Here is a 25,924-nt window from a genome sequence, read left to right as displayed (position 1 = left end):
GTTGCCGCCGGCGGGGGCCCGGAACCGCGCTCACCGGCCGTCTCCTCCGGGTGGACCCGGAGTCGCGGAGCCGCCGGCGTTCAGGTGCTGCAGCGCCTCGACCAGCTCGTGGCAGGCGCGCTCCACCGACCGTCTGGTGTTGAGCTGTTCGCTGATCACCGCGGAGAGCAGGAGAGCGGTCAGTCCCAGGGTCCCGTTGAACGCCTGGAGCTTCATCATCGTCTCGATGTCGGTCAGCTTCCCGAAGGAGCCGGCCTCCTGCCGGGCCACGACGGTGGCCGTCACCGACACGAACAGGGCGCACGGGATGCCGCCCGCCAGCTGGAAGCGCAGCACCGACCAGATCAGGATCGGGTAGGCGAGGAACAGCACGCTGACCGAGCTGTACATGATCAGCGGCACCAGGACGCACACGACCACGGTGAGCCCGGCGGCCTCGGTCCAGCGCGCGGACGGGGGCGGCAGGCGGGCGCGGTACAGCAGGAGCAGCAGCGGGGTGACGAGGACGACGCCCATGGCATCACCGACCCACCAGGCCAGCCAGACGAGCCCGAGGTGCTCGGTGGGGAGTTTGCCCGACAGCAGGAGCATGCCGATGCCCGTGCCCGAACTGATCAGCATCGCGATCAGCGCCCCCAGGAAGACGAGGGCCAGTCCGTCGCGCAGCCGGCTCAGGCTCACCCGGAACCCCACCGCGCGCAGCATCAGCCAGGCGCAGACGGGGGCGGCGGTGTTGCCCGCCACGATGCCCGCGGTCTCGGGCCCAGGGACTCCCAGGGAGGCGATGACCAGCAGCGCGCCGAGGGCGATGCCCGGCACGCACCACGGACCGAACAGGAGCAGGCAGGCCACCGCGAGGCCGGTGGGCGGCCAGATGGGCGTGACGGTCGAACCGTCCGCGGTCAGCTGCTGCGACAGCCCCAGCCGCCCCGCCGCGTAGTAGCAGCCGGCGAGCAGCAGCGTCGCGCAGGTGAGGACGACCGGTCGAGGCCACGCACGGATACCCACCACAGCAGTCATCAGACACCGGTGCCGCCGGGTCGGCGAGGCGAGGGGCGCTCCGTGACGCCCTACGGCGTAACGCCACGGGTAACCCCACGCGTAGCGCCGCGCCCGTCATGGCCGACGACGAGTACGGCCGCGTCGTCCTCGTGACCGATCAGCTCGGCGTTCTTCAGCACGGCGGCCGCCAGCGCGTTCGCCTCCATGCCGACGACGGCGGCGAGGCTCGCCAGTCGCACCACCCGTTCCAGGCCCTCGTCGACGCTCAGCGAGGGACCCTCCACCACGCCGTCCGTGACCAGGACGAACACTCCGCCGGTGGCAAGCCGGTAGCGGGTCACCGGGTACTCGGTGCCCTCCAGGACGCCCAGCGGGGGTCCGCCCTCGTCCCGGCAGACCTCCGCCCTGCCGTCCGCCGTGGCACGCACGCAGGGGATGTGGCCGGCCCGGGCGCTCTCCAGGAGGCCGGTCGCCGGGTCGTAGCGCATGAAGGTGCAGGTGGCGAACAGGTCCTTGTTGAGGGACAGGACCAGTTCGTTCGTGCAGGCCAGCAGGTCGCCGGGCTCGCTGGTCACGGAGGCCAGCGCCCGCAGGCCGACCCGGACCTGGCCCATGAAGGCGGCCGCGTCGATGGCGTGGCCCTGGACGTCACCGACGGAGAGTCCGATGCGGCCGTCGGGGAGGCTGAAGGCGTCGTACCAGTCGCCGCCCACGTTGAGCCCGGCGTACGCGGGCGAGTAGCACGCGGCCAGGTGGATGCCGGGGACGGCGGGCAGGTCCGCGGGGAGCATGTCGCGCTGCAGGGCGATCGCCAGCTCCACCTGCGACCGCCGCAGCTCGGCCAGCTCCTTCGCCTGTGTGGTCAGTGAGGCCAGCCGGGCGAGCAGCTCTTCACCGTCAGGTGCGGGACGCTTGCGGAACATCGACCACTCCCGGCCAGGCCGCCTCCCGGCAGGAGCCTCACGGCCCCCTGGACAGTGCAAGTCTGTCACCCGGGACGGAAAAGGTCATGCCGGGAACGTCCGGGGGCGGTGGCGGGGCGGTGGCGGGCCGGTGGCGGCGGCACTCCCGAAGCGGGCGGCGTCGGTGTGCGCCCCGCCACGCCGGGGACGGCGGCGCGTTCCGTACCCTTGCCGCATGCGCATGCGCCCCACTCTGAGCTGGACCCCGGGAGCGGACCTGCCGCCGGGCACCACGGACCTGGCGCCCGTCGCCGACGCGCTGCGGGCCGGCGGGGTGCTGGTGCTCAGCGGGGCGGGCATCTCCACGGAGTCGGGCATCCCCGACTACCGGGGCGAGGGCGGCAGCCTGAGCCGGCACACGCCGATGACCTACCAGGACTTCACCGCCCACCCCGAGGCCCGCCGCCGGTACTGGGCGCGCAGTCACCTCGGCTGGCGCACCTTCGGCCGCGCCCGGCCCAACGCGGGACACCGTTCGGTGGCGGCGTTCGGGCGGCACGGCCTGCTCACCGGCGTGATCACCCAGAACGTCGACGGTCTGCACCAGTCCGCGGGCAGCGAGGGCGTCGTGGAACTGCACGGCAGCCTGGACCGGGTCGTCTGCCTGTCGTGCGGTGTCTTCAGCCCGCGCCGTGAACTCGCCCGACGCCTGGAGGAGGCCAACGTCGGCTTTTCGCCGGTGGCCGCCGGAATCAACCCGGACGGCGACGCCGACCTCACCGACGAGCAGGTCGGGGACTTCCGGGTGGTGCCGTGCACGGTGTGCGGCGGCATCCTCAAGCCGGACGTGGTGTTCTTCGGCGAGAACGTACCGCCGCGCCGCGTCGAACACTGCCGCGAGCTGGTGCGCGCAGCGTCCTCGCTGCTGGTCCTCGGCTCCTCGCTGACGGTGATGTCCGGGCTCCGCTTCGTCCGCCAGGCGGCCGAGGCGGGCAAGCCGGTCCTGATCGTCAACCGCGACGCCACCCGCGGCGACCGGCTGGCCGTCACCCGGGTCGAGCTCGACCTGGGGCCGACCCTGACGAGGGTGGCGGACCGGCTAGGCGTCCGGGTCGAGGACGCGGCGACCGCCTGACCAGGCCGCCCGCGCCCTCTGGGTGGCCGGAACCTTCACTTGGTCCGCCCTTGCCCCTGGACCCTTCACTCATAGGGTCCTCGCACCTTACTGGGTGCATCGACCAACCAAACCGCTTGGTTGGAGACCACCGTTCCTCAAGACTGAGCAGGGTTGAGTCCTCCCAGCCGCGCACCCCGAACGGTCTTGGGCGCACTGGTCCCCGGCGTACTCAGCCCCGAGGCGGCGGCACGGATCCTGTCCGTGGTCCGATCTCGGGAGGTCGGTTCCCTCACGACCTGGCCAGTTGGGTATGACCAGAGGTTGCGGGGAGGCCCCGAACCATCACTCCGGTGGAGCGGGGGCCCCGCAACTGGCGCCCTACCCGGCGTCCCAGATCGTGCTGATCACGTTAGCCCAGTCGGCCCCTGACACCGCAAGCGGGCAAGCACACGATCACACGATCGAGCTAAGCCGACCTCATCAACGAGCAGCCGCTCCACCCCCTGGGATTTCGTCGTGACGTGACGCGTCCTGCCCGCCGCACTGGCCGACTGGACGGACGACGAGGGCCGGGTCCGGGCCTTTCCCTACTTCGCCACCAACTGGCCCGTCGCCTACAACCGCGCCCTGCTCGACCGGGCCGGGGTCGACGCGATCCCCACCACGGGGGACCAGCTGATCGCCGCGGCCCGCAAGCTCCGCGCCAAGGGCATCGCCCCGGTGACCGTGGGCGGCAACGACTGGACCGGCCAGAAGCTGCTGGCGCAGATCATCCAGACGTTCCTGTCCCAGGACGAGGCCCGGCACGTCTACTCCACGGGTGACTTCGGCGTTCGCGGCGCACGCCTGGGCATCGAGTACTTCACGCACCTGCGCGACGCCGGTGTGTTCGCGGACAAGGCCCAGGGTCTCACCTCCGACTCGATGACCACGCAGTTCAACACCGAGGAGGCGGCCGTCCAGTCGGCGATGTCCTCCGCCCTGGCCAAGGTGCCCGAGAAGGTGGCCCGGCACACGGAGGTCGGCGGCTGGCCGCTGGCCGACGGGGCGGCGCACGACGGTCCCACCGTCATCCGCGCCTACACCCTCATCGGCTTCTGGATCAGCCCCAACGGCGTCCGCAAGATCGAGCAGGTCGAGAAGTTCCTGCGGTTCATGTACCGCCCGGACGTCGTGGCGCGGTTCGTGACGGAGAGCGGCCGGGACATGGCGCTGCGCACGGACGCCGTCTCCACCGGCTTCCCGCTGGTCGGGGCGGCCCAGCGGCTGGGCTCCGAGGTGAGCCAGGTCCTGCTGCCCGACGTGTACGTGCCGCCCGCCGCCGCGCAGCCGCTGATCACCGCGACCAGCACCTCCTTCACCCGGGGCACCAGTCCGGCCCGCGTGCGCGCCGCCCTCGAGTCCGCGTACCGGTCCGCATGACCCGCCCGGACACCGACGGATCCGCCGCCCGGTTCTCCCTCGCCCCCCCTCGCCCTCCCTCTCCCTTTCTCCCTCCCCCTCCCCCGTTCCACCCGTTCCCCGGGAGTCACCGCATGACGACGCTCACGACGACGCCGGACGGGAGCGCGGCCCGCAGGTCCGTCCCGCCGCCTCCCCCGCCCCGGCCGCGGGCCGGCGCCGGCAGGGCGGCACCGTCCTCGCGGTGCCCGCGCTGGTCTGGTACCTGGTCTTCATGGTCGGGCCGCTGCTCGCGATCTTCGTGATCGCGGCCCTGCACTGGCCCGGCATGCTCCAGCCGGTGTCCTTCGCCGGTCTCGACAACGTCCGGACGGTGCTGGACGACCCGGTGTTCTGGGACGCGGTCCGCAACACCGCCGTGCAACTGGCCGTAGCCGTCCCGGTGATGATCGTCTGCGCGTTCATGCTGGGGTACTACGTGGCCCAGCGCCCGCCCGGTCACCGGGTCATCCGGTACCTGCTCTTCATCCCGGGGCTGATCTCGACGCCCGCGAAGGCAATGGTGTTCTACGCGGCCCTCTCCCCGGACGGTCTGCTCAACGGCGGGCTGGAGAGCGTCGGCCTCGGCTCCCTCGCCGACGCCTGGCTGGCCTCGCCGTCGACGGCCCTGGCGTGTCTGATCGCCCTGGACATCTGGGCGGGCATCGGCTTCACCGCCGTACTGTTCGCCGCCCGGCTGGGCAGTGTGCCGGACGAGCTGGGTGAGGCCGCGCAACTGGACGGGGCGGGGCACTGGCGGACGATGTGGTCGGTCCACTTCCCCGTCATCCGCGACTACGTGGGCGTGGTGACGATGCTGCAGTTCCTGTGGACGCTGTTCGGCTCCGCGCAGCACGTGCTGCTGCTCACGCAGGGCGGCCCCGGCACGTCGTCCACCACGCTGTCGTTCCTCGTCTACCAGAAGGCGTTCATCGCCGCCGACCTCGGCTACAGCCAGACCGTCGGCGTCCTCCTCTTCCTCGCCGGACTCGTCGGGCTGCTGACGATCCGCCGCGTCTTCCGCCAGAACTACTGATCGGAGCAGCACTGATGAAGCTCGGCAAGCGCTGGCTCCCGGCCCACATCCTGGTGTGGACGTACGCGGTGCTGCTCGTCGTCCCGCTGTACTACTTCCTCGCCTCGGCGTTCAAGTCGAACGACGAGATCTTCGCGCACCCCTTCGCGCCGCCGTCCTCCCTGGGGCTCGGCAACTTCCGGACCGCGTTCGAGAGCGCCGACCTCGGGCTCGCGGTCGTCAACTCGGCGCTGGTGACGGTCTTCTCGCTGGCGCTGACCCTGCTGCTGGCGATCCCGGCCGCGTTCGCGCTGGCGCGTTCGACCGGGCGGCTGGCGGGCGTGGTCGAGAAGGTCTTCTCGCTGGGCTTCCTGATCCCGACGTTCGCGGCGCTCTTCCCCACCTTCCTGCTCGCGGCGGCCACGGGACTGTTCCACACCCGGATCTTCATGGTGCTGTTCCTGCCCGCGACGGCGCTGCCGCTGTCGGTGGTGATCCTGGTGCAGTTCATGCGCACCATCCCGCCGGAGATGGAGGAGGCCGCCCGGCTGGACGGGGCGTCCACCTTCGCGGTGCTGCGGCACGTGTACACGCCGATGTGCCTGCCGGGCATCGCCACGGTGCTGCTGCTGAACTTCCTGACCTTCTGGAACGAGTACCTGTACTCGCTGGTCATCATCGGCCCCGACCCGGCGCAGCGCACCGTCCAGGTGGCGCTGCCCACGCTGAAGTCGATCACCGGCACGGACTACGGCGTGCTGACGGCGGGCACGGTGCTGACCCTGGTGCCGGTGTGGCTCGTCTACACCCTGCTGCAGAAGCGCATGCAGCAGGCCCTGGTCAGCGGGGCGGTGAAGATGTGAGCGTCTCCATCGAGCGGTCGGGACGCCGGCCCACCATCAAGGCGGTCGCGGCGGCGGCCGGGGTGTCGACGGCCGCCGTGTCCCAGGCCTTCAACAACAAGGGCCGGCTCTCCGAGGCGACCCGCCGCCGGATCCTGGACGCCGCGCTGGAGCTGGGCTGGTCGCCCAGTGCCTCCGCCGCGGCGCTGCGCAACGCCCGTACCCGCAGTCTGGCCCTGGTGGTCCGGCGCCCCACGGACGTGCTGGGCTCCGACCCGCACTTCAGCGAGCTGATCACCGGCATAGAGGGCGAGTTGGCGCCGCGCGGCTACGGTCTGCTGCTGCACCTGGTCAGCGGTCACCGGGAGGAGAACGCGCTGTACGAGCGGCTCGCGGCCGAGGGCCGGGTGGACGGCGCCGTGCTCACCGACGCCCGCGACGACGACGCCCGTCCCGCACTGCTCGCCCGCCTGGAACTCCCCGCGGTGCTGCTCGGCTCGCCCGACGACACGGCCGTCGTCCCGCGGGTCGGACTGCGCGACCAGGGTGCTGGGATCGCCGAGGCCGTCGCGCACCTGCTGGGCCTCGGTCACCGGCGGGTCGCCTACGTCAGCGGGCCGCCCGAGCTCCAGCACACGCGTGTGCGCCGGGCGGCCTTCGAGGGCGCCCTGCGCGAGGCGGGCCTGCGCCCGTTCGCGGTGCTGCCCACCGACTTCAGCGAGCGGCGGGCCGTCGGTGCCACCGAGGCGCTCCTCGACTCCGCCGACCGGCCCACCGCGATCGTGTACGCCAACGACTCGATGGCGGTCTGCGGCATCGGCACCGCGCAGCGCGCCGCACTGGCCGTTCCCAGGGACGTGTCCGTCGTCGGCTATGACAACCTGCCGCTCGGTTCCTGGCTCCATCCCCGGCTGACCACGGTCGACCAGCAGGTGCAGCGGGTGGGCGCGGCGGCCGCGCGCATGCTGCTCGCCCTGTGCGGCGAGGAGGTCGAGGACACCGCCCTCGCCGAGCGCCCCCGTCTGGTCGTACGCGAGTCCACGGGGCCCGCCCCCACCTGAGAACCACCCGGCCGCGGCACGTCGCCGCGGCCGCGCACCATCCGCACCCCCACCACCCGAGAAGGACCATGCGACGCCACAGCGCCCAGCTCACCCACCAGCCCGACGTCCTGCCCTGGCTCGGCGCCAACTTCTGGTCCCGCACCGGCGGCCCGCTGATGTGGCGGAACTACGACCCGAGGACCGTGCGCGAGGAACTGCGCGTGCTCGCCGGCCACGGCCTCAACACGACCCGGTCCTTCTTCTACTGGCCGGACTTCCACCCGGAGCCCGACCGGATCGACGAGGAACTCTGCGCGCGGTTCGAGGACTTCCTCGACGCCCATGCGGAGACGGGGATGGGGACCATACCGACCTTCATCGTCGGCCACATGTCAGGGGAGAACTGGGACCCCGTCTGGCGCGGCAACCGCGACCTCTACGAGGACGTGTGGATGGTGGGCCGGCAGGCGTGGTTCGTCTCCCGCATGGCGCGCCGCTTCAAGGACCATCCGGCGGTCACGGGCTGGCTGATCACCAACGAGATGCCCGGGTACGGGCGGATCTACCAGGTCGACCCGCCCTCCACCGACGTGGTGACCGCGTGGGCCCAGGCCATGTGCAACGCGGTCCGGGCGACCGGCGCGACGCAGCCGGTGTCGCTGGGCGACGGGGCGTGGGGCATCGAGGTCACCGGCCGCGACAACGGCTTCTCGCTGCGGGAGACGGCCGAGTACGTCGACTTCGTGGGCCCGCACGTGTACCGCTCGGACACCGACCGGCCGCGGCAGCACTACCGGGCCGCCTTCGAGTGCGAGCTGGCCTCGGTGACCGGACAGCCGGTCGTGCTGGAGGAGTTCGGGCTGTCCACCGACACGGTCTCGGCCGCCAACGCGGGGGTCTTCTACCGGCAGACGCTGCACAACTCGCTGCTGGGCGGGGCCACCGGCTGGCTCGCCTGGAACAACACCGACTACGACGACCTGTGGGACCGGTCCCCCTACGACCACCACCCCTTCGAGATGCACTTCGGCATCACCGACTCCACCGGGGCACCCAAGGAGCCCCTGCGGGAACTGGCCGCCTTCGCGGGGGTGCTGAAGGCGGTGGACTTCCCGCGCTGCTCCCGGACCGACGCGGACGCCGCCCTCGTCGTCCCCGCCTTCCTCGAACGGGGCTACCCCTACAGCCGTCCCGCCGACCGGCCGCTCATCTTCACGTCCCTGCACCAGGGTTACGTCACCGCGCGCGCGGCCGACCTGCCGGTGGCGCTGACCCGCGAGGCCGACGGGATGCCGGGCGAGGCGTCGCTCTACCTGCTGCCCGCCACCCGGCAGCTCACCACCCGCACCCGCAGGGAGCTGGCCCGCCGGGCCGCCGAGGGCGCCACCATGTACCTGTCCTTCTGCTCCGGTGAGCACCCGGCCACCCGCGGTCCCTGGTTCGACGACCTCGACGGGCTCTTCGGCGTGGAGCTGCAGTTGTCCTACGGCGTCGCCGAGCCGATCGAGGACGACGTGCTGGAGATGACGTTCACCGAGGACTTCGGCGACCTGCGGGCCGGCGAGGTGCTGCGTTTCCCGGTGGCCGGGAACGAGGACAGCCGCGCCTACCTGCCCGTCGTACCGCGGGCGGGCCGGGTCGTCGCGGTGGACGCCCACGGGCGGCCGGCCCTGGTCGTCCACGAGACGGGGGCGGGCCAGACGGTGCTGTCCACCTATCCGCTGGAGCACATGGCGGCCCGCACGGCGCGCGTCAACCCCGATGTCACGCAGCGTCTCTACGGCGCGCTGGCGCAGGTGGCGGGGGTGCGGCGGCCCGTCACGGTGACCGACCCGCACGTGTCGGCGGACGTCCTGGTGCACGCCGACGGCCGCCGTTTCGTGTGGCTGGTCAGTCAGAGTCCCGACCCGCTGGTGGTCCGTCCGGCCGCCGAGGGGAAGCTGCACGGCCTGACGGACGGCGTGCCGGTGGAGGACGTGGCGCTCGACGCGTACGGCGTGGCCGTGCTGGAGCTGCGATGACCCTCCCGCGCTACCGCGACCCGGCCGCGCCGGTGCCGGACCGCGTCCGTGACCTGCTGGGCCGCATGACCCTCGCGGAGAAGATCGGCCAGGTCAACCAGCGCATGTACGGCTGGGACGCCTACGAGCGCGCCGGGGAGGGGCACCGCCTCACCGACGCCTTCCGCGCCGAGGTCGCCGCCTTCGACGGCATGGGCGCGCTGTACGGGTTGCAGCGGGCCGACGCCTGGTCCGGCGTCGGCTTCGCGGACGGCCTCGACGCACGGGACGGGGCGCGGACGGCGGCGGCCGTGCAGCGGTACGTCGTGGACCACACCCGGCTGGGCATCCCCGTCCTGCTGGTCGAGGAGATGCCGCACGGCCACCAGGCGCTGGACGGGACGGTGCTGCCGGTGAACCTCGCGGTCGGCGCCACCTGGGATCCGGACCTGTACGCCGACGCGGTGGCGGGGGCGGCCGCCGAACTGCGGGCGCGCGGCGCGCACATCGCGCTGGTCTCCGCGCTCGATCTGGTGCGCGACCCGCGCTGGGGGCGCAGCGAGGAGTGCTTCACGGAGGACCCGTACCTCGCCGCGCGGATGACCGAGGCGCTGGTCGAGGGTGCGCGGCGGGCGGGGGTGGCGGTGGTCCTCAAGCACTTCGCCGGGCAGGGCGCCACGGTCGGCGGCCGCAACAGCGCGGCGACCGAGCTGGGGGCGCGCGAACTGCACGAGGTGCACCTGGCGGCGGCCCGGGCCGGGGTGGCCGCCGGTGCGGCCGGGGTGATGGCCGCCTACAACGAGTTCGACGGCCTGCCCTGCGTCGCGAACCGGTACCTGCTGACCGACCTGCTCCGTGCGGAGTGGGGCTTCGAGGGCGTCGTCATGGCGGACGGCACCGCGGTGGACCGCCTGGTGCGGCTGACCGGCGACCCGGTGCGGGCCGGGGCGCTGGCCCTGAACGCCGGGTGTGACCTGAGTCTGTGGGACGACTCCTTCGCCCACCTGGGCGAGGCGGTGCGGCGGGGTCTGGTGCCGGAGTCGGTGCTGGACGCCTCGGTGGCGCGGGTCCTCACGCTGAAGTTCCGTCTCGGCCTGTTCGAACAGCCGCCGGCTCCGGCCCGCTCCGAGGCGGTGGATCTGCCGGACCCCGCCGAGCTGGGCGAGCGGGTGGCCCGTGCGTCGGTCACGCTGCTCGCCCATGAGGGCGGCGTCCTCCCGCTGTCCCGTGCGGTGCGGCGGATCGCCGTGCTCGGTCCGGGCGCCGACTCCGTGGCGCAGCAGACCGGCGACTACACGGCGCCGCAGCGGCCCGGTGGCGGGATCACCGTGCTGGCGGGCATCCGCGCGGCGGTCGGGCCGGGCACCGAGGTGGTGCACGGCCCAGGGTGCGGCCTGGTGGGTGACGACGTGTCGGACGTCCCGGCGGCCGTCGCGCTGGCGGCAGGTTCCGACGTGGCCGTGCTGGTGCTGGGGGGCTCCAGTGCCCGCTCCCCGGACACGGTCTTCGACGCGAACGGGGCGGCCGTCACCGGTTCCGGGACGGCGTCCGGCATGACGTGCGGCGAGGGGGTGGACCTGGCGGACCTGGCACTGCCGCCCGGGCAACGGGCCCTGCTGGCGGCGGTGTCGGCGACCGGGACCCCGGTCGTGGCGGTGCTGGTCCAGGGCCGGCCGCACGCCCTGCCCGAGCTGGACGCACCCGCGGCGGCGGTGCTGAGCGCCTGGTATCCCGGGCCGCGGGGCGGGCGTGCGGTGGCCGAGGTGCTGTTCGGCGACGCGGAACCCCGCGGACGGCTGCCGGTCTCCGTGCCCCGCTCGGCCGCCCAACTGCCCGTCTACTACAACGGGAAGGACCACCGCTACCGCGGGTACGTCGACCAGAGTGCCCGGCCGCTGCATGCCTTCGGGCACGGTCTGTCGTACACGAGCGTCGCGTACGGGGCACCGCGCCTGTCGCACGACCGGGTCGGCACCCGCGCACCGCGACTGACCTGCCGGGTCACGGTCCGCAACACGGGGTCCCGGACCGCCGAGGAGACGGTCCAGCTCTACGTGCGTCGCCTGTCCGGGGGTTCCTCCTGGCCGCGCGTGCGCGAGCTGCGGGGCTTCGTCCGCCTGAGCCTCGCGCCCGGTGCGGAGGCCGACGCGGTCTTCGAGGTGGGCCCGGACACCCTGGCCTCGGTGGGGCGCGACCTCCGCCCGGTCGTGGAGCCGGGGTCGGTCGAGCTGGAGACGGGCCCGGCGTCCGACCGGACCCGGGGCGCGCGGCTGGAGATCACGGACTCGGAATCGAAGACAACTTAGGCTAGCCTTGCCTTCATGGCGAAGGTTCGGCGGCTCACGCCCCAGCATCCGGAGATGTTCCGCGCCCGCGTCGTGCGGACCCGGCGGGTCTCCCCGTCCATGCAGCGCGTCACGGTCACCGGGCCGGGGCTCGGCGGCTTTCCGTGGCTGGGGTACGACCACTGGTTCCGTCTGTTCCTCCAGCTCCCCCACCAACGGGACCTGCGTCTGCCGGAGTTCACGGGCTCGCAGTGGTGGCAGCCGTACCTCGCCATCCCGGAAAACGAGCGGCCGCACTGCGCCAACTACTCGGTGGCCGACTACCGTCGCACCGCGGCCGAGCTGGACATCGACTTCGTCGTCCACCGCGGCCCCACCGGCGAGATCGAGGGCAGGGCCGCGATCTGGGCCTGCGGCGCCCGGGCCGGGGACGCGCTCGCCCTGCTCGACCAGGGCATCCTCTTCGACTGCCCGCACGACGCCTCCGAGGTCACCGTGGTGGCCGACGAGACCGGGCTGCCGGCCACGGCGAGCATCATGCGTTCGCTCCCCGAGGGCACCGTGGGACGGCTCATCCAGGAGATCCCCACCGACGCCGACCGCCGCGAGCTGAACGCCCCGGCCGGGGTGGCGGTCTCCTGGGTCGTGCGACGGGACGGCGCCTCGGTCCCCGGGGCCGCCGCGCTCCGTGAGCTGCGCCGGCTGACCCGCGCCGACGCGTCGGGTTACGCCTTCGTCGTCGGCGAGTCGACTCTGGCCACCGAGGGACGCAGGCACCTGCACCGGCTGGGACTGCCGAAGGAGCGCATCACCTTCTCGGGCTTCTGGAAGCACGAGGCGATGGCGGCGGCCTGACGCCCGGGTCCACTCCCCCTACGCCTGGGGTCCCTTGGCGCGCTGGTAGTGCCGCCGGGCCTTCATCCGGTTCCCGCACTCGGCCATGGAGCACCAGCGGGCGCTGTTGGGCTTGCTCCGGTCCAGCAGGAAGCGCCGGCACTCCGGGTTGCCGCACGGCTTGAGCCGTCCTGGCCTGGCCTCCTCGACGTGCGCCCAGGTCAGCACCAGCTCGACGGCCATGCGGTGCGCGTCGGGGACCTGAAGCACCCATCGCAGCCCGCCGTCCTCGATGACCGGCAGCCTGCTGACGCCCTGGAGGAACCCGCCCAGACAGGCGGGGTCCCGCCGCCCCCGGACGACGTCCTGGAGAGCGTCGCGCACGGCGACCAGCAGGGCGACCTCGTCGTCCGACCCGGTGCCCCCACGGCCACGCGCCCACGCGCGGCCTTCGGCGGGCGTCCCCAGAGCGTCGCTCACCGAGCCCCGCACGAGGGGTGTCGTGTTGAGCAGCTCCAGGAGGACGTCCTCCGCGGCCCTGTCGGTCACCGCTCTCACCCCTAACTGTTTCGTCGACATTGGCAGGTTACAACAACAACCTTGACCTAACCCCTTAAATGCACTTGACAGGTTAAGCCCGGAGTGCTGAACTCTACCTAACCACTAAAAGAGACCAAAGGGGTTTGCCATGGGCGTCGCCGTGCACCACAGGACCGCCACCGTCGACGGCCTGGACGTCTTCTACCGGGAGGCCGGTGACCCGCGGGCACCGGCCGTCGTGCTGCTGCACGGCTTCCCGACCAGCAGCCACATGTTCCGCCGCCTGATCCCGAAGCTCGCGGACACCTACCACGTGATCGCACCCGACATGATCGGCTTCGGGTACTCGGCCATGCCCTCGGCCGACGCGTTCGACTACAGCTTCGACTCCCTCACGGACGTGACCGTCGGCCTGCTGGACCAGCTCGGGGTGGAGCGCTTCGCGGTGTACGTGCAGGACTACGGGGCCCCGGTGGCGTGGCGGATCGCCACCCGGACCCCGCACCGCATCACCGCGATCGTCACGCAGAACGGCAACGGCTACACCGACGGCTTCGTCAAGGACTTCTGGGACGGGTTGTTCGCCTACACCGACGACCCGACCCCCGAGACCGAGGCTCCCGCCCGGGCGGCGCTGAGCCCCGGGATGATCCGCTGGCAGTACCTGAACGGGGTCCGCGACCAGAGCCTGGTCAGCCCCGACACCTGGTCCCTGGACCTGGCCCTGCTGGGCCGGCCCGGCAACGACGCCGTCCAGCTCACGCTGTTCCGCGACTATCCGACCAACGTCGGCCTCTACCCCCGGCTCCAGCAGTACTTCCGCGACAGCCGGGTGCCGCTGCTGGCCGTGTGGGGAGCGAACGACGAGATCTTCGGCCCCGACGGCGCCCACGCCTTCCGGCGCGACCTGCCCGACGCCGAGATCCACCTCCTCGACACCGGGCACTTCGCCCTGGAGACCCACCTGGAGGAGATCACCGGTCACATGCGGGACTTCCTCGCCCGGGTCGGGAAGTAGACCTCCGCGCCGGTCACGACCCGGTCGGCCGGCCGAGGACGTACGGCGCGAGGATGTCGGCCACCGTCCGGTTGCGCGGTACGGGCACGTCCAGCCGGTCGGCGAGGTCCACCACTCCCCCGCTGAGCCAGGGCAGTTCGAGGCGGTTGCCCTTCTCCAGGTCGTTGTGCATGGAGGAGGTCATGGCCGCGGGAAGGGTGTCGCAGAAAGCGAGCCGGTCCTCGGCGAAGTCGCTGTCCAGCCGCACCCCGGACGCCCGCGCCACGGCCACCGTCTCGGCCATGACGTCGTACAGGAGGCGCCTGCTCCGCTCGTTGGCGCGGACGACTCCTACGGGCTGCCGGACGGTCGCCGTGGTGGCCGACAGGCCCACCAGGAACACGAACTTCTCCCAGATCGCCCGCTCGATGTCGTCGCTGCCCTCCGCGTCGATCCCGGCGTCACGGAACGTGGCCAGCACGGCCCGGCCGGTCGCCGCGGAGGCGGACCGGTACGGGCCGAGCACGACCTTCTGCAAGGCGCTGTTGTGCCGGACCACCCCGGGTTCCTCGATGAACGCGGAGATGAAGCAGACCCCGCCCAGGACCTGTTCGTCCGTCAGTCGGCCGCGCAGGATCTCGTCCTTGTGGACGCCGTTCTGCAGGGACAGCACCGGCGCCCCGTGCGCCGCCGAGGTCCGCAGCTCCTCGGCCACGGCCTCGGTGTCCCACAGCTTCACGGCGACCAGGACCAGATCGGTGGGGCCCAGCTCCGAGACGCTCGCCACGACGGAGCCGGGCGAGGTGCGCAGCTCCCCAAGGGGGCTGTGGACGACCAGTCCGGACCGGCGCATGGCCTCCAGGTGCCCGCCGCGGGCCACGAAGGTGACCTCGTTCCCCGCGGCGGCCAACCGCGCCCCGAAGTAGCCTCCGACGCCGCCCGCCCCGATCACCGCGATACGCATGGCTCCGCCCCCGCTCCCTTAGTAACCACCTGAACGGTTACTATAGAACCATGGACGCCGAGCAGCACGAGCCGCCCCGCACCAGGGTCACCGCCCGACTGCGGGCGCTTCGCTTCGACGCCGGAACACTGTGCCTGAACCTGGTGGCCACCGTGGGCCGCAGGCCCGGGGCCCCCGTCGAGCGGATGGGCGACGCCGAACGCCTCGAAGCCTGGTGCCGCGGCGTGGGGTTGGCACTGGAGGACGACTACGACCCTCAGGACGTCCTGCGGTCGCTGCACGCACTGCGCGCGGCCGCCCACGACATCGCTTCCGGTGCCCTCGACGCACACCGGCCACGGCAAGAGTCGGTGGACCTGGTCAATCGTCTCGCGCGGACCGAACCTCCGGCTCCCCAACTGAAGTTGTCGGCCGAAGGCGCGTGGGTGACGGAGGGGCGCCGGACACTGAGCAAGGAGGCCCTGCTGTCGCTGGTCGCACGGGACCTGATCGATCTCATGACCGACGAGGCACGCCGGTCCCGGCTGACCGCCTGTGCCTCGGAGGCGTGCCGGATGCTCTGCCTCGACTCCGGTGGCGGCCGACCGCGCAAGTGGTGCTCCATGCGACGCTGCGGCAACCAGGCCAAGGCGGCCGGGCGCCGGCTGCGGGAATCGGCGCTCTGAGGGGCGCCCGAGGGTCCCACGCCGCCGGGCGGGGCACCCGCTGCTACGACTTCACGAAGGCCAGCAGGTCGGGGTTGACGACCTCCGGGTGCGTCGAGTGCATACCGTGCGGGAACCCCTCGTACGACTTGAGGGTGCCGTTCGGCGCGAGTTCGGCGGACAGTGGCCCCGCGTCGGCGTAGGGCACGACCTGGTCGTCCGTGCCGTGCGCGGCGAGGAGCGGTACGTCGATCTGCCTGAGGTCCTCGGTGAAGTCGGTCTCCGAGAACGCCTTGATGCACTCGTAGTGCGCGTTGGCCGCGCCTCTCATTCCCTGCCGCCACCAGTTGTCGATGAGGCCCTGGGACACCTTCGCGCCTTCCCGGTTGAAGCCGTAGAAGGGACCGGAGGGCACCTCGATGTAGAACTGCGCGCGATTGGCGGCGAGAGCGGCACGGAACCCGTCGAAGACCTCGATCGGCGTGCCCCCCGGGTTGGAGTCGGACTTGACCATCACCGGAGGCACGGAGCTGAGGAGTACGGCCTTCGCGACGCGGCCCCGCTCGGCTCGCGCCACGTAGCGCGCGACCTCGCCGCCGCCGGTCGAGTGCCCGATGTGCACGGCGTCCCGCAGGTCGAGCGCCTCGGCCAGGGCCGCGACGTCGGCGGCGTAGGTGTCCATGTCGTGGCCGGTCGACGGCTGGCCGGACCGTCCGTGACCGCGCCGGTCGTGGGCGATCACGCGGTAGCCGTGGGAGAGGAAGAACAACATCTGGTTGTCCCAGTCGTCGCCGCTCAGGGGCCAACCATGATGGAACACGATCGGCTGCCCGTCGCGCGGACCCCAGTCCTTGTAGAAAATGCTCGTGCCGTCGGAGGTGGCGACCGTACCCATGGCTGACCCTTCCGCATGTGTGACTGATCCCCGGCAGCCACCTTACGCCGAGAACCGGCATACCTCATTTTTCACTCATATTCATCAAATCGCGCAAAGCTCAACGCGGAGGAAGCAATGACAGCGGGACCGCACCGGGTGGTCGTCCTCGTGTTCGACGGCATGAAGCTGCTCGACCTGTCCGGTCCGGCGGAGGTCTTCAGCGAGGCCAACCGGTTCGGGGCGGACTACCGGCTGAGCATCGTCTCGGCGGACGGATCGCCGGTGCGCTCGTCCATCGGCATGCGGGTGCCGGCGGACACGGACGCGCAGGCCGCCGCCGCCCACGACACGCTGGTCGTCGTCGGCGGCGACGCGTTGCCCGACTCCCCCGTGGACCCCGGCCTCGGGGCGGCCGCGAAGGCACTGGCACAACGGGCGGGGCGCATCGCCTCGGTGTGCACCGGTGCCTTCGTGCTCGGCGCGGCGGGCCTGCTGGAGGGCCGGCGGGCGACGACGCACTGGCAGCACACCGCGACGCTGGCCCGCCGGTTTCCGTCGACGCGGGTCGAGGCCGACGCGCTGTTCGTGAAGGACGGCAGCACGTACACGTCCGCCGGGGTGACCGCGGGCATCGACCTCGCCCTCGCCCTGCTGGAGGAGGACCACGGCCCCGGCCTGGCCCGTCGGGTCGCCCGCTCACTGGTGGTGTACATGCAGCGGGCCGGCGGCCAGTCGCAGTTCTCCGCCTCGCTCCAGGGCCCGGCGCCCCGCACGCCGGTGCTGCGGCTGGTCCAGGAGGCGGTGCAGGGCGATCCGGCGGCGGACCACGGTCTGGAGGCGCTGGCGGCCCGGGTGCGGGTCAGCCCGCGGCATCTGACGCGGATGTTCCGGGCCGAGCTGGACACGACGCCGATGAAGTACGTGGAACTGATCCGCTTCGACATGGCCAAGGCCCTGCTCGACGCCGGGCACAACGCCACGGAGGCCGCCACCCGATCGGGCTTCCCGAGCTACGAGAGTCTGCGCCGGGCCTTCGCCCGGCACCTGGGGCTGTCCCCGATCCGGTACCAGCAGCGCTTCGCCACCACCTCCCGGGAGACGTGACGCGCGGAGTCATGACCGGTTCCGAGGGGTTCGTGGCCATCGGGCAGCGGACGCGGTCCGGCCTCCCGGCGCAGGGTGGGAACCGACACGACAGGCATCGTCCCGGGAGGACCACCATGACGGAGACCATCGCCGGAATCGACATTCCCGACAGCTCGCTGGCGCGGGAGGCGACCGAACTCGTCCGTGACACCACACCGCCGCTGATCTTCGACCACTCGCGGCGCGTCTACCTGTTCGGCAGTCTCCAGGCCGCCGCCCTGGGCCTGCGGCCGGATCCGGAGCTGCTGTACGTCGCCGCGCTCTTCCACGACACCGGCCTGGTGCCGCCCTACCGCGGCGACGACCAGCGCTTCGAGATGGACGGCGCGGACCAGGCACGGGCGTTCCTGCTGGCCCACGGCGTGCCGGAGACCGACGCGGACACCGTGTGGACGGCCGTCGCGCTGCACACCACCCCGGAGGTCCCCTACAAGCTGGCACCGGAGATCGCGGCGACCACCGCGGGCGTCGAGACGGACGTGCTCGGTCTGAACCTGGCCCGCCTCACCCGGGCGGAGATCGACGCGGTCACCGCCGCCCACCCCCGCCCGGACTTCAAGAAGCAGATCCTCCAGGCGTTCACCGACGGCTTCGGGCACCGTCCGCAGACCACCTTCGGCACGGTGAACGCGGACGTCCTGGAACACTTCCTGCCGGGCTTCCGGCGCACGGACTTCGTCGAGGTGATCGAGAACTCCGCCTGGCCGGAGTGACTCCTTGCGGGGCTCCTACGACTTCGGGTTCCTGCGCGGGGAGAGCGTGGCGTTGGGGAGTACGGGCGCCGGGAGGCGGTCACCGGGGTAGACATCGTGGGTGCGTCCGACGAAGTTCCACCACATGCCGCTCTCCTCCGGGAAGGGCGGACCGCCCAGCACCACCAGTCGGGCGTCCCCGGGTGCCGCGTTCGTCAGCGTGAGGGTCCTTCGTCCCGGCGCGGCGCGTCTCCCAGCTCAACGCCTGTGCCTACTGCCTCAACGCGCACACCAGGGCCGCGCTGCGCGGCGACGAGACCACCCAACGGCTCGGCGTGCTGCCGGCCTGGCGCGACACCGAGCTGTTCTCGCCCAGGGAACGCGCCGCGCTGGCCCTCGCGGAGGCCACCACGCATCCCGCCGACGCGGGGGCGCCGAGGGTGGCGGGTGCGGCGACATTCGTACAAGACCCGTGTCCGGCACCGGGCGCACCCTTGCGGCATGAGTCAGTACGACGCCGACCTCTCGCACGGCATGCACGTGGTCCACGACGGCCCGCCGCAGGCGCCGCCCGTCCTGCTCATCCACGGTTCCGGCGCCTCGGGCGCGTCGTGGGGCCGGGTGGTCCCGGCGCTGGCCGAGCACCGGCGCGTTCTGCGCGTCGATCTCCCGGGCTGCGGCAAGTCGCCGCCCACCCCGTCGTACGACGTGCCGCGGCAGGCGGACCGGTTGGCGGCGCTCCTGGACGACCTCGGCCTGCGTTCCGTGACCGTGGCCGGCCACTCGAGCGGCGGCTACGTCGCCACGGCGCTCGCGGAGCGGTGTCCCGACCTGGTGGGCGCCCTCGCCCTGGTGAGCACGGGCCCGAGCCTGGACGCGCTCCTTCCGCAGCCGGTGATCCTCCGGCTGCTGCTGGCCCCGCCCTTCGGTCCGCTCCTGTGGCCGCGGCGCACGGACGCGATGCTCCGCAAGGCGATCGCCGCGACGGCCGCCGGCCCCGTCGAGGTCCCGGCCGAGATGATCGACGACGTGCGGGACATCTCGTACCGCTCCTTCCGGACGGTGGCCCGCGGGAACACGGCCTACCTCGCCGAGCGCGGCGTGCCCGAACGCCTCGCCGCCCTCACCGTCCCGGTGCTGGTGCTCTTCGGCGCCGCCGACCCGCGCTGGGACCCGTCGTCGGCGCACCGGTACGAGGCTGTACCGAACGCGCGGCTCGAGCTGCTGCCGGGCGTCGGGCACCTGCCGCCGCTGGAAGCGCCCGGACCGACCGGCGAGTTGCTGCTCGGCCTCTCCGCCCGGGACGCGGACCTCCCGGCCGTCGGTCCCGAGACCTAGACTGGCGGCGTGTTGTCCACCGGGACACCGACCGGGGCGCCGCCGGACTGGTCGATCGTGGACGTCGCGGTCCCGCGTCCGTCGGCCCGGCTCGCGGGGGTCGCCATGGCCGGGTTCAGTCAGCACGTGTCCGCCTTCGTGGACATGGCCATGGTCGCGCATCCGTCCGTCACCCTGCTCATCGACCTGAGCGACGGCGACGGCATCCTGCACAGCGCCAGGGACCGGCACGGGCCCGGGCACGGCAGCTTCGTCGTCGGGCTCGCCCCGGGGGATCTCAGGGTGGCGGGCCGGGTGGGCGCGTGCCTGCAGATCCGGCTGGAACCGGCGGTGGCGGCCGCGGTGTTCGGCCCGTCGGCGGGGCTCGGCGGGAGGGTGGAGTCGTTCGAGGACGTCTGGGGCCGGGATGCGGAGCGGGTCCGGGACGAGCTGCGCGCCGCCGGGTCCTGGGACGAGCGGTTCGCGGTCGCCGCGGACATCCTGCGCCGCCGCGCGGCGGACCGGCGTCCGGTCGATCCGGAGGTCGCCCACACCTGGCGGACGACGCTCGCGGGCCGGGGGCGCGTACGGGTCGAGGGTCTGGCCGAGGAGGTCGGCTGGAGCCGCAAGCGGCTTTCTGCCCGCTTTCACGCCCAGCTCGGCATCACGCCCAAGCGGGCCGCCCGGCTGGTGCGGTTCGACCATGCCGCCCATCTGCTCGCGGCCGGCCTGGCCCCGGCCTCGGTCGCCTTCGAGAGCGGCTACGCCGACCAGTCCCACCTGCACCGGGAGGTCAGGGCGTTCACCGGCCTCACCCCCACGGCCGTGGCCGGCGCGCCGTGGCTCGCGATCGACGACGTCGCCTGGCCGGGCTCGTCACCGGCGCGGTCCGTGAGCGCCACGGCGTCCGTGAGGTCCGTGCCTCGCCGAATGGCACGGCACGGACGTGCGTGGAATCGTGGACGGACGGCATGGACGGATGCGCACTGACACGGAACGCGCACCGATCGGACGTCTTCCGAAGGAGGCACGCATGTCCTCGAAGCGACGCCGGAAGAAGAAGGCACGCCGCAATCACCCGGCCAACCACGGACGACGGCCCCAGTCCTAGGGCCGCTGTTCGGTACGTCCCCCCGGCCCCGGTGTCGGGGGGACGCGCCCGTCAGTGGCCCGCGACCGTTCCGGACAGCTCGTTGGTGCCCTGCGGCAGGGTCACCGAGGTTCGCTTCCGGCCGGATTCGAGGTCGATGGCGTGCACGGCCTTCTTGCCCGGTTCCGACACGTAGGCGGTGTTGCCGCGGACGAACAGGGTGGGCCGGGCCTGCTGCCAGTCCAGGGGTTCCTGCCACTCCCCCACGGCGGGGATCCTCTTCTCGACCGTGCCCTTGTCCGGATCGACGACGTGGATGGCGCCGTCGGTCCCGAGGACGAGCGCCTCGCCGTGCGGTCCACGGGCGAGGGAGCGGAAGGAGTAGCTGGTGCCCAGCTCGACCAGGCGCAGCTTCGCCGTCTCGGTGTCGATCAGGGAGATGCGGGTCGGCCGTTCCAGTTCGGCGTCCGGGTCCGTCTTGTAGTCGCCGAGGAGCACGGGGGACGCGTCGCTGCCCGCCTGGTTGCCGGTGCGGCCGTAGTCGTCGGGGGCGTCGACCTTGGTGAACCCGCCGTCGTTGTAGATCAGGACGCCGTCCTCGCAGCCCAGGGCGATCGCCTCGCCGCGGGCGGCCGCCTCGCCGTGGACGCCCGGGCAGTTCTCGCTGCGGGCGATCTCCTTGCCGTCCTTGTCCACCACCAGGGCGCCGGTGCGCTTCTCCTCGTCCCCGAGGGTGGTGAGGAGCCGGCCGTCGCTCAGTTCGATGGCGACGCCGTGGTGGGCCTCGGCCGACCTGTAGGTGCGCCCGTCCGGCTTCCCGCCGGTGCCCAGGTCCTCCGGCGAGAAGACGTTGACCTCACCGGTGCCGTCGGTGAAGAGCACGGTCTTCCCGGCGTGGCGGACGACGTGGCCGGGCTTCGCGCCCTTGTACTCGATGTCGGTGAGGGTCTGCCGGGCGGCGTTCAGCAGGCGGAAGCCGCTGTCGGTGGAGACGACCACGTGGTCCTTGTCCCCCGCGGGGTTGACGCGGTTGAAGCCGGGCAGGTCGATGGTCTTGGTGAGTTCGAGGCTCTTGCCGTCGAGGATGTACAGGCCGCCGTCGAAGGTGGCGACCAGGGGGTCCCGCACCGAGGCCGCGGGTGTCGCCGCCGCGGGGTTCCCGTCGCCCTTGGACGTGGCGTCCGAGGAGGAGGTGTCGCCGCCGCCGCAGGCGGTGAGGACCGCGGACACCGCCAGGGAGAGTGCCGTCCCCGTGACGGCCCTGTTGCGTATGGACGTGTTCAACTGTGCGTTCCTTTCGGGCTGCCGACGGTCAGTCCGTCGGTCATGGCGGTGGTGTTGGCGCGCATCATCCGCAGATAGGTGGCGGCGCCCTCGTTCTCGGCGGTGAGGGACTCGGAGTACAGCTCCACGACCCGTACGCCGTCGCCGAGTTCGTTGCTCAGGACCTCGGCGAGCCGCCCCGGCCGGGAGGAGTCGGCGAAGACCGTCCGGACCCCGGCCCGCTCCATGGCCCGGGTGAGCGAGCGCAGGTCGGAGGAGCTGGGGGAGGCCAGCGTCGTGCCGCTGGGGATCACCGCGCCGATGACGCGGAAGCCGAAGCGGTCGGCGAGGTAGCCGAAGACGTGGTGGTTGGTCACCAGGTTGCGTCGGTCCTCGGGCACCCGGTCGAAGGACTTCTCCATGAAGGCGGTGAGGTCGGCGAGTTGCTCGTCGTACTCGGCGGCGTTGGCCCGGATCGCGTCGTCGTCCACGCCCGTCACGTGCTCGCTCACGCGGTCGGCGATGAGTCCGGCGGCCGTGCGCACCCGGTCGGGGTCGGTCCAGAAGTGCGGGTCGGGCCGGCCGGACTCCCCCTCGGGTCCGCCGTCGTCACCGGAGTGGAAGGTGAGCGGGTCGACCGCCCTGCCGACCTCGAAGGTCGCCACACCCGCCTCGCGGGCGGCGTCCACGTGCCGCAGGACGTTCTCCTCCAGGCCCAGTCCGTTGAAGACGACGAGGTCCGCGCGTTCCAGCTGGGCGGCCTGCACGGCCGACAGTCCGAAGGAGTGCGGGTCCGCGTTGGGCTTCATCAGGACGGTGACCTCCGCCTGGTCGCCCACGACCTGGCGGGTGATGTCGCCCAGGATGTTGGTGGTCACAACGATGCGGGGTTCTTCGTCCGTGCCGTTGCAGGCCGTGGCGGTGGCGACCGTGACCAGGGCGAGCAGTCCCACCAGGAGGCGGCGCAGCCGTGCCACCCGGGTCCGGGTGCGTCCCGTTCCCCTCCTCATCGTCCGGTCTCCGCCATCAGCCCCGGTGCGATGTCGAGGTCGAAGGAGCGCGCGACGCGCAGGGCGTCGTTGTAGTCGATCTCGTACACGCGTTTACCGGTGCGGTCGTTGACGTAGGCGCGGCTGCGGTCGACCTCGACGACCGGTGCTCCCGCGGCGGTGGGGGTCTTCGCGGTTCCGGTCAGGAGGGGCTCGGTCCGCGCCGTGTTCCGGCCGGTGGCGATGTCGTAGCCGTGCAGCGCGCCGTCGGTCTCCAGGACGAGGAGCGGTGAGCCCTCGCCGGCGGTGTTGGCCGCGAGGACCGGTCCGGTCTGCACCCGGGTCCAGTCTCGGTCGGTGACGTCCAGGACCCACACGGCCCGCTCGCCGGCGGGTGCGGTCAGCGTGTCGCTGCCGGCCCGGTGGCGAAAGGCCGCGGCCCGTTCCTTCTCGGGTACGTCCTGTCCGTACGGAATCCTCTCGGCCGTGAACGTCCCGTCCTCGGCGCTCACGAGCAGGGCCCCGTCGGCGCACCCGAGGACGACGCCGCGGCGGGTGACGGCGTCGCCCCTGGGCCGCTCGCACGTCGCGTCGGGCGAGGCGACCCGGCGGCCCGTACGGTCGTACACGGCGACCTCGGCCAACTCGTCGTCCCCGGCGAGCGCGACCAGGTGCTTCTCGTACGGCACGACGGCGCCGGCGTGCACACCGTCGAGCGTCCGGGCGGGCCCGACCTCGCCCTTCTCCAGCGCCGTCCGGTCGTACAGCGTCGTCCGGCCGTCCGGGCCGGTCACCGCGGTCACCGCGGCGTCGCTGCGGATCTCGGCGCCGCGGCCGCCCGGGAGGTCGCCGACGTCGCGTATCGCCGCCCGGTAGTAGTGCACGTGGTCGCCGTGGTCCACCGTCCAGGCACCGCCGTCGACCACGTGCGTGCCGCGGTCGGTGTGGAAGAAGCCGAAGCGGCCGTCCGTGCTCAGCCCGTCGGCGCCGGTCACCGGCGCGCTCTCGTGCACCTTGCCGGTGACGAGGTCGAGCACCCGGCTCGCGCCGGTGCGGGGGTCGGCGAGGATCAGCCGGGACTGCTCCTCGGCCGCTTCCCGCGCTCCTTCGACGTAGCCGTGCGGGGTGGCGGACGACTCGGTCGCCGCGGGTTTCCGGCCGTCGTCCGACTGCTCCGAACAGCCCGTGGCGAGCAGTACGGCGCTGAGGACGAGTGCGGTCGGGAGCCGGCGGGTTGTGTTTCTGCGGACGGTCGGTTCCATCGCCTCGGATTCCTTCAGTCGGCTGTCGGGTGGGGGGTGGCGGGGCGCGTGCGGAGGTGCCGCAGGCCGGACGCCGTGTGGGAGAGGAAGAACAGGGCCACCGCGACGGCCGAGACGGTCGCGCCGGCGGCGGTGCTCAGGTGCCAGGACAGGAGCAGCCCGCCGAACGTGGCGGTGACGCCGAGGAGTGCCGCGAGGGCCATGACGCCGCGGACACCGCGCGCCCAGGGCAGGGCCGCGGCCGGCGGCGCGATGAGCAGGCCGAGGACGAGGAGCGTGCCGACGATGTGGAAGGAGGCCACGATCGCGAGGCCCAGCAGGGCGAGGAGTACCGCGTGGGCAAGCCGCGGGCGCAGTCCGAGGGTGTGGGCCTTGCGCGGGTCGAACGCGAGGGCGAGGAAGGCCCGGTGGCCGAGCACGGAGACGAGCAGCGCCACCAGCAGTGCCCCGCCCAGTACGAGCAGGTCCTGCTCGCGGACGGCGAGGACGTCGCCGAAGAGGATGCCGGTCAGATCCACGGCGAAGGACTGCGAGCGCGACACGATGATCACGCCGAGCGAGAGCATGCCGACGAAGAGCAGACCGATGCCGGTGTCCTGGGAGAGTCTCGGGGTGCGCCCGAGCGCGGTGACGCCCGCGGCCATGACGGCAGCGCTCACCACCGCTCCCAGCAGCAGGTTGCCGCCGAGCAGGGCGGCCAGCGCGACCCCGGGCAACAGCCCGTGGGACATGGCGTCGCCCAGGAAGGCCATCCCCCTGAGGACGACCCAGGTGCCGGCCAGGGCGCAGACGGCGGACACCAGGATGCCGCCCCACAAGGCTCTTTGCACAAACGTCACTTCGAACGGGGCCGTCAACCAATCCATGCGGAGGACACTACAATGAAAATCATGTTCAACAAATCCCGCCCCTCGGCCCCCGCCGCGCCCGGCCGGACGTCACGAGTCCGCCTGACCGGGCTGTGCGCCGGCTACTCGGGGCGACCGGTCCTGAAGCAACTCACCTGCGAGATACCGGCGTTGGCCGTCACGGCTCTGGTCGGGCCGAACGGCAGCGGCAAGTCGACGCTCCTCGGCGTGCTGGCCGGTGTGATCCGTCCGACATCGGGAGATCTGCACCGGGACGGCGAGCGGCCGCCCGCCTTCGTTCCGCAGCGCGGCGCCGTCGCGGACGCCCTGCCGCTGACCGTCCGCCAGACCGTGGAGATGGGGCGGTGGGCCGAGCGCGGCCCCTGGCGCCGGCTGAACCGCCGGGACCGGCTGATCGTGGACTCGGCCCTGGACCGGCTCGGCGTCGCAGACCTCGCCCCGCGTCAGCTCGGGGAGCTGTCGGGCGGACAGCGGCAGCGCGCCCTCCTCGCCCAGGGACTCGCCCAGCGGTCCGACCTGCTCCTCCTGGACGAGCCGACCACCGGCCTCGACCCGGAGGCCAGAGAGCGCATCACCGACCTCCTGACGGACCTGGCGGCCGACGGCGTGACGGTCGTCCACGCCACCCACGACCTGGCGGCCGCACGCTCGGCCGAGGCCTGTCTCCTGCTCCGCGCGGGCACCCTGGCGGGACACGGCCGCCCGGACCGCGTGCTCACCACCTCGGCCCTCGCCGAGGTCTGGGCCGTTGCCGGACACGCGGGCCCTTGATAGGCAGGTGATGTCCCGGAGGG

22 protein-coding genes and 4 pseudogenes are annotated in these 25,924 nt (G+C 72.6%); 16 read left to right on the top strand and 10 right to left on the bottom strand.

All coding sequences use genetic code 11. The features are described from left to right. Nucleotides 1-30: 30 nt before the first annotated feature. Nucleotides 31-1,020 (bottom strand): MASE1 domain-containing protein, encoded by a 990-nt coding sequence (locus ACFV9J_RS12310; RefSeq protein WP_385353199.1) that lies wholly within the window; start codon nt 1,018-1,020, stop codon nt 31-33. Between the two features lie 50 nt (nt 1,021-1,070). Then, on the bottom strand, nt 1,071-1,925 hold the full coding sequence (locus ACFV9J_RS12305) for a PP2C family protein-serine/threonine phosphatase (protein ID WP_385353197.1): 855 nt from the start codon (nt 1,923-1,925) through the stop codon (nt 1,071-1,073). A 214-nt stretch (nt 1,926-2,139) separates the two neighbouring features. Between ACFV9J_RS12305 and ACFV9J_RS12300 the strand changes: the two genes are divergently transcribed. The 8 genes and pseudogenes from ACFV9J_RS12300 to ACFV9J_RS12265 all read left to right on the top strand — a co-directional run bounded on the left by ACFV9J_RS12300 (nt 2,140) and on the right by ACFV9J_RS12265 (nt 12,501). Next, nucleotides 2,140-3,039, top strand: a complete 900-nt coding sequence (locus ACFV9J_RS12300) for an NAD-dependent protein deacetylase (protein ID WP_385353195.1) — start codon at nt 2,140-2,142, stop codon at nt 3,037-3,039. A 507-nt stretch (nt 3,040-3,546) separates the two neighbouring features. Beyond that, nucleotides 3,547-4,443, top strand: a pseudogene (locus ACFV9J_RS12295) (extracellular solute-binding protein); the annotation flags it as partial. 113 nt (nt 4,444-4,556) lie between these two features. After that, nucleotides 4,557-5,497: pseudogene (locus ACFV9J_RS12290) on the top strand (carbohydrate ABC transporter permease). A 14-nt stretch (nt 5,498-5,511) separates the two neighbouring features. Next, on the top strand, nt 5,512-6,339 hold the full coding sequence (locus ACFV9J_RS12285) for a carbohydrate ABC transporter permease (protein WP_361001839.1): 828 nt from the start codon (nt 5,512-5,514) through the stop codon (nt 6,337-6,339). Then, complete coding sequence (locus ACFV9J_RS12280) at nt 6,336-7,379, top strand: LacI family DNA-binding transcriptional regulator (RefSeq protein WP_385353192.1); 1,044 nt, start codon at nt 6,336-6,338, stop codon at nt 7,377-7,379. Before ACFV9J_RS12285 ends, ACFV9J_RS12280 begins: the two co-directional genes overlap by 4 nt. A gap of 68 nt (nt 7,380-7,447) precedes the next feature. Next, a complete protein-coding gene (locus ACFV9J_RS12275) occupies nt 7,448-9,382 on the top strand; it encodes a cellulase family glycosylhydrolase (RefSeq protein WP_385353190.1) in 1,935 nt (644 codons plus the stop codon). Then, nucleotides 9,379-11,667, top strand: a complete 2,289-nt coding sequence (locus tag ACFV9J_RS12270; RefSeq protein ID WP_385353188.1) for a glycoside hydrolase family 3 N-terminal domain-containing protein — start codon at nt 9,379-9,381, stop codon at nt 11,665-11,667. Before ACFV9J_RS12275 ends, ACFV9J_RS12270 begins: the two co-directional genes overlap by 4 nt. Before the next feature lie 15 nt (nt 11,668-11,682). Next, the gene (locus ACFV9J_RS12265) at nt 11,683-12,501 is read left to right on the top strand and encodes a siderophore-interacting protein (RefSeq protein ID WP_385353186.1); all 819 of its coding nucleotides are present in this window, start codon (nt 11,683-11,685) and stop codon (nt 12,499-12,501) included. Nucleotides 12,502-12,519: 18 nt separating this feature from the next. Here the strand turns inward: ACFV9J_RS12265 and ACFV9J_RS12260 are convergent, their stop codons facing one another. Continuing rightward, entirely contained in the window at nt 12,520-13,029 is a 510-nt protein-coding gene (locus tag ACFV9J_RS12260; protein WP_385353184.1) for a CGNR zinc finger domain-containing protein, read from the bottom strand. Nucleotides 13,030-13,168: 139 nt separating this feature from the next. Here ACFV9J_RS12260 and ACFV9J_RS12255 point away from each other — a divergent pair, with 139 nt between their 5' ends. After that, on the top strand, nt 13,169-14,038 hold the full coding sequence (locus ACFV9J_RS12255; RefSeq protein WP_385353182.1) for an alpha/beta fold hydrolase: 870 nt from the start codon (nt 13,169-13,171) through the stop codon (nt 14,036-14,038). A 13-nt stretch (nt 14,039-14,051) separates the two neighbouring features. Here ACFV9J_RS12255 and ACFV9J_RS12250 read toward each other — a convergent pair whose 3' ends face one another. Next, complete coding sequence (locus ACFV9J_RS12250; protein ID WP_385353180.1) at nt 14,052-14,981, bottom strand: ketopantoate reductase family protein; 930 nt, start codon at nt 14,979-14,981, stop codon at nt 14,052-14,054. Between the two features lie 50 nt (nt 14,982-15,031). Here ACFV9J_RS12250 and ACFV9J_RS12245 point away from each other — a divergent pair, with 50 nt between their 5' ends. Beyond that, the gene (locus tag ACFV9J_RS12245; protein ID WP_385353178.1) at nt 15,032-15,646 is read left to right on the top strand and encodes a CGNR zinc finger domain-containing protein; all 615 of its coding nucleotides are present in this window, start codon (nt 15,032-15,034) and stop codon (nt 15,644-15,646) included. A gap of 43 nt (nt 15,647-15,689) precedes the next feature. On the opposite strand, the gene ACFV9J_RS12240 is transcribed toward ACFV9J_RS12245, so the two are convergent. After that, a complete protein-coding gene (locus ACFV9J_RS12240) occupies nt 15,690-16,520 on the bottom strand; it encodes an alpha/beta fold hydrolase (RefSeq protein ID WP_385353176.1) in 831 nt (276 codons plus the stop codon). Nucleotides 16,521-16,637: 117 nt separating this feature from the next. Between ACFV9J_RS12240 and ACFV9J_RS12235 the strand changes: the two genes are divergently transcribed. Then, the gene (locus tag ACFV9J_RS12235; RefSeq protein WP_385353174.1) at nt 16,638-17,606 is read left to right on the top strand and encodes a GlxA family transcriptional regulator; all 969 of its coding nucleotides are present in this window, start codon (nt 16,638-16,640) and stop codon (nt 17,604-17,606) included. A 116-nt stretch (nt 17,607-17,722) separates the two neighbouring features. Continuing rightward, nucleotides 17,723-18,361: an HD domain-containing protein gene (locus ACFV9J_RS12230; protein ID WP_385353172.1), complete on the top strand. Its 639-nt coding sequence runs from the start codon at nt 17,723-17,725 to the stop codon at nt 18,359-18,361. A gap of 15 nt (nt 18,362-18,376) precedes the next feature. Here the strand turns inward: ACFV9J_RS12230 and ACFV9J_RS12225 are convergent. After that, nucleotides 18,377-18,586: pseudogene (locus ACFV9J_RS12225) on the bottom strand (pirin family protein); the annotation flags it as partial. Between ACFV9J_RS12225 and ACFV9J_RS12220 the strand changes: the two are divergent. The 3 genes and pseudogenes from ACFV9J_RS12220 to ACFV9J_RS12210 all read left to right on the top strand — a co-directional run. Next, nucleotides 18,586-18,792 (top strand): annotated as a pseudogene (locus tag ACFV9J_RS12220) (carboxymuconolactone decarboxylase family protein); the annotation flags it as partial. The pseudogenes ACFV9J_RS12225 and ACFV9J_RS12220 sit on opposite strands and share 1 nt — an antisense overlap. 49 nt (nt 18,793-18,841) lie before the next feature. Next, nucleotides 18,842-19,678: an alpha/beta fold hydrolase gene (locus ACFV9J_RS12215; protein ID WP_385353170.1), complete on the top strand. Its 837-nt coding sequence runs from the start codon at nt 18,842-18,844 to the stop codon at nt 19,676-19,678. 9 nt (nt 19,679-19,687) lie between these two features. After that, on the top strand, nt 19,688-20,647 hold the full coding sequence (locus ACFV9J_RS12210; protein WP_385353168.1) for a helix-turn-helix domain-containing protein: 960 nt from the start codon (nt 19,688-19,690) through the stop codon (nt 20,645-20,647). A 172-nt stretch (nt 20,648-20,819) separates the two neighbouring features. On the opposite strand, the gene aztD is transcribed toward ACFV9J_RS12210, so the two are convergent. From aztD to aztB, 4 genes are read right to left on the bottom strand one after another with little or no spacing between them, the layout of a single operon-like run. Beyond that, nucleotides 20,820-22,031, bottom strand: coding sequence for a zinc metallochaperone AztD (gene aztD / locus ACFV9J_RS12205; RefSeq protein ID WP_385353166.1), 1,212 nt, complete (start codon nt 22,029-22,031; stop codon nt 20,820-20,822). Then, nucleotides 22,028-23,020: a zinc ABC transporter substrate-binding protein AztC gene (aztC, locus tag ACFV9J_RS12200; RefSeq protein WP_385353164.1), complete on the bottom strand. Its 993-nt coding sequence runs from the start codon at nt 23,018-23,020 to the stop codon at nt 22,028-22,030. The genes aztD and aztC overlap by 4 nt, the downstream gene beginning before the upstream one ends. Continuing rightward, a complete protein-coding gene (locus tag ACFV9J_RS12195; protein ID WP_385353162.1) occupies nt 23,017-24,261 on the bottom strand; it encodes a hypothetical protein in 1,245 nt (414 codons plus the stop codon). Before ACFV9J_RS12195 ends, aztC begins: the two co-directional genes overlap by 4 nt. 14 nt (nt 24,262-24,275) lie before the next feature. Continuing rightward, a complete protein-coding gene (gene aztB / locus ACFV9J_RS12190) occupies nt 24,276-25,127 on the bottom strand; it encodes a zinc ABC transporter permease AztB (RefSeq protein ID WP_385353160.1) in 852 nt (283 codons plus the stop codon). 15 nt (nt 25,128-25,142) lie between these two features. On the opposite strand from aztB, the gene aztA reads away from it, so the two are divergent. After that, the gene (aztA, locus tag ACFV9J_RS12185) at nt 25,143-25,901 is read left to right on the top strand and encodes a zinc ABC transporter ATP-binding protein AztA (RefSeq protein WP_385353158.1); all 759 of its coding nucleotides are present in this window, start codon (nt 25,143-25,145) and stop codon (nt 25,899-25,901) included. The last annotated feature ends 23 nt before the right edge of the window (nt 25,902-25,924 follow it).

The organism is Streptomyces sp. NPDC059906 (assembly GCF_042730645.1).
Taxonomy (GTDB): Bacteria; Actinomycetota; Actinomycetes; order Streptomycetales; family Streptomycetaceae; genus Streptomyces; species Streptomyces rubrogriseus.
The sequence above is the reverse complement of the archived record's forward strand: the minus strand, read 5'-3'. Positions and strand labels throughout refer to the sequence as shown.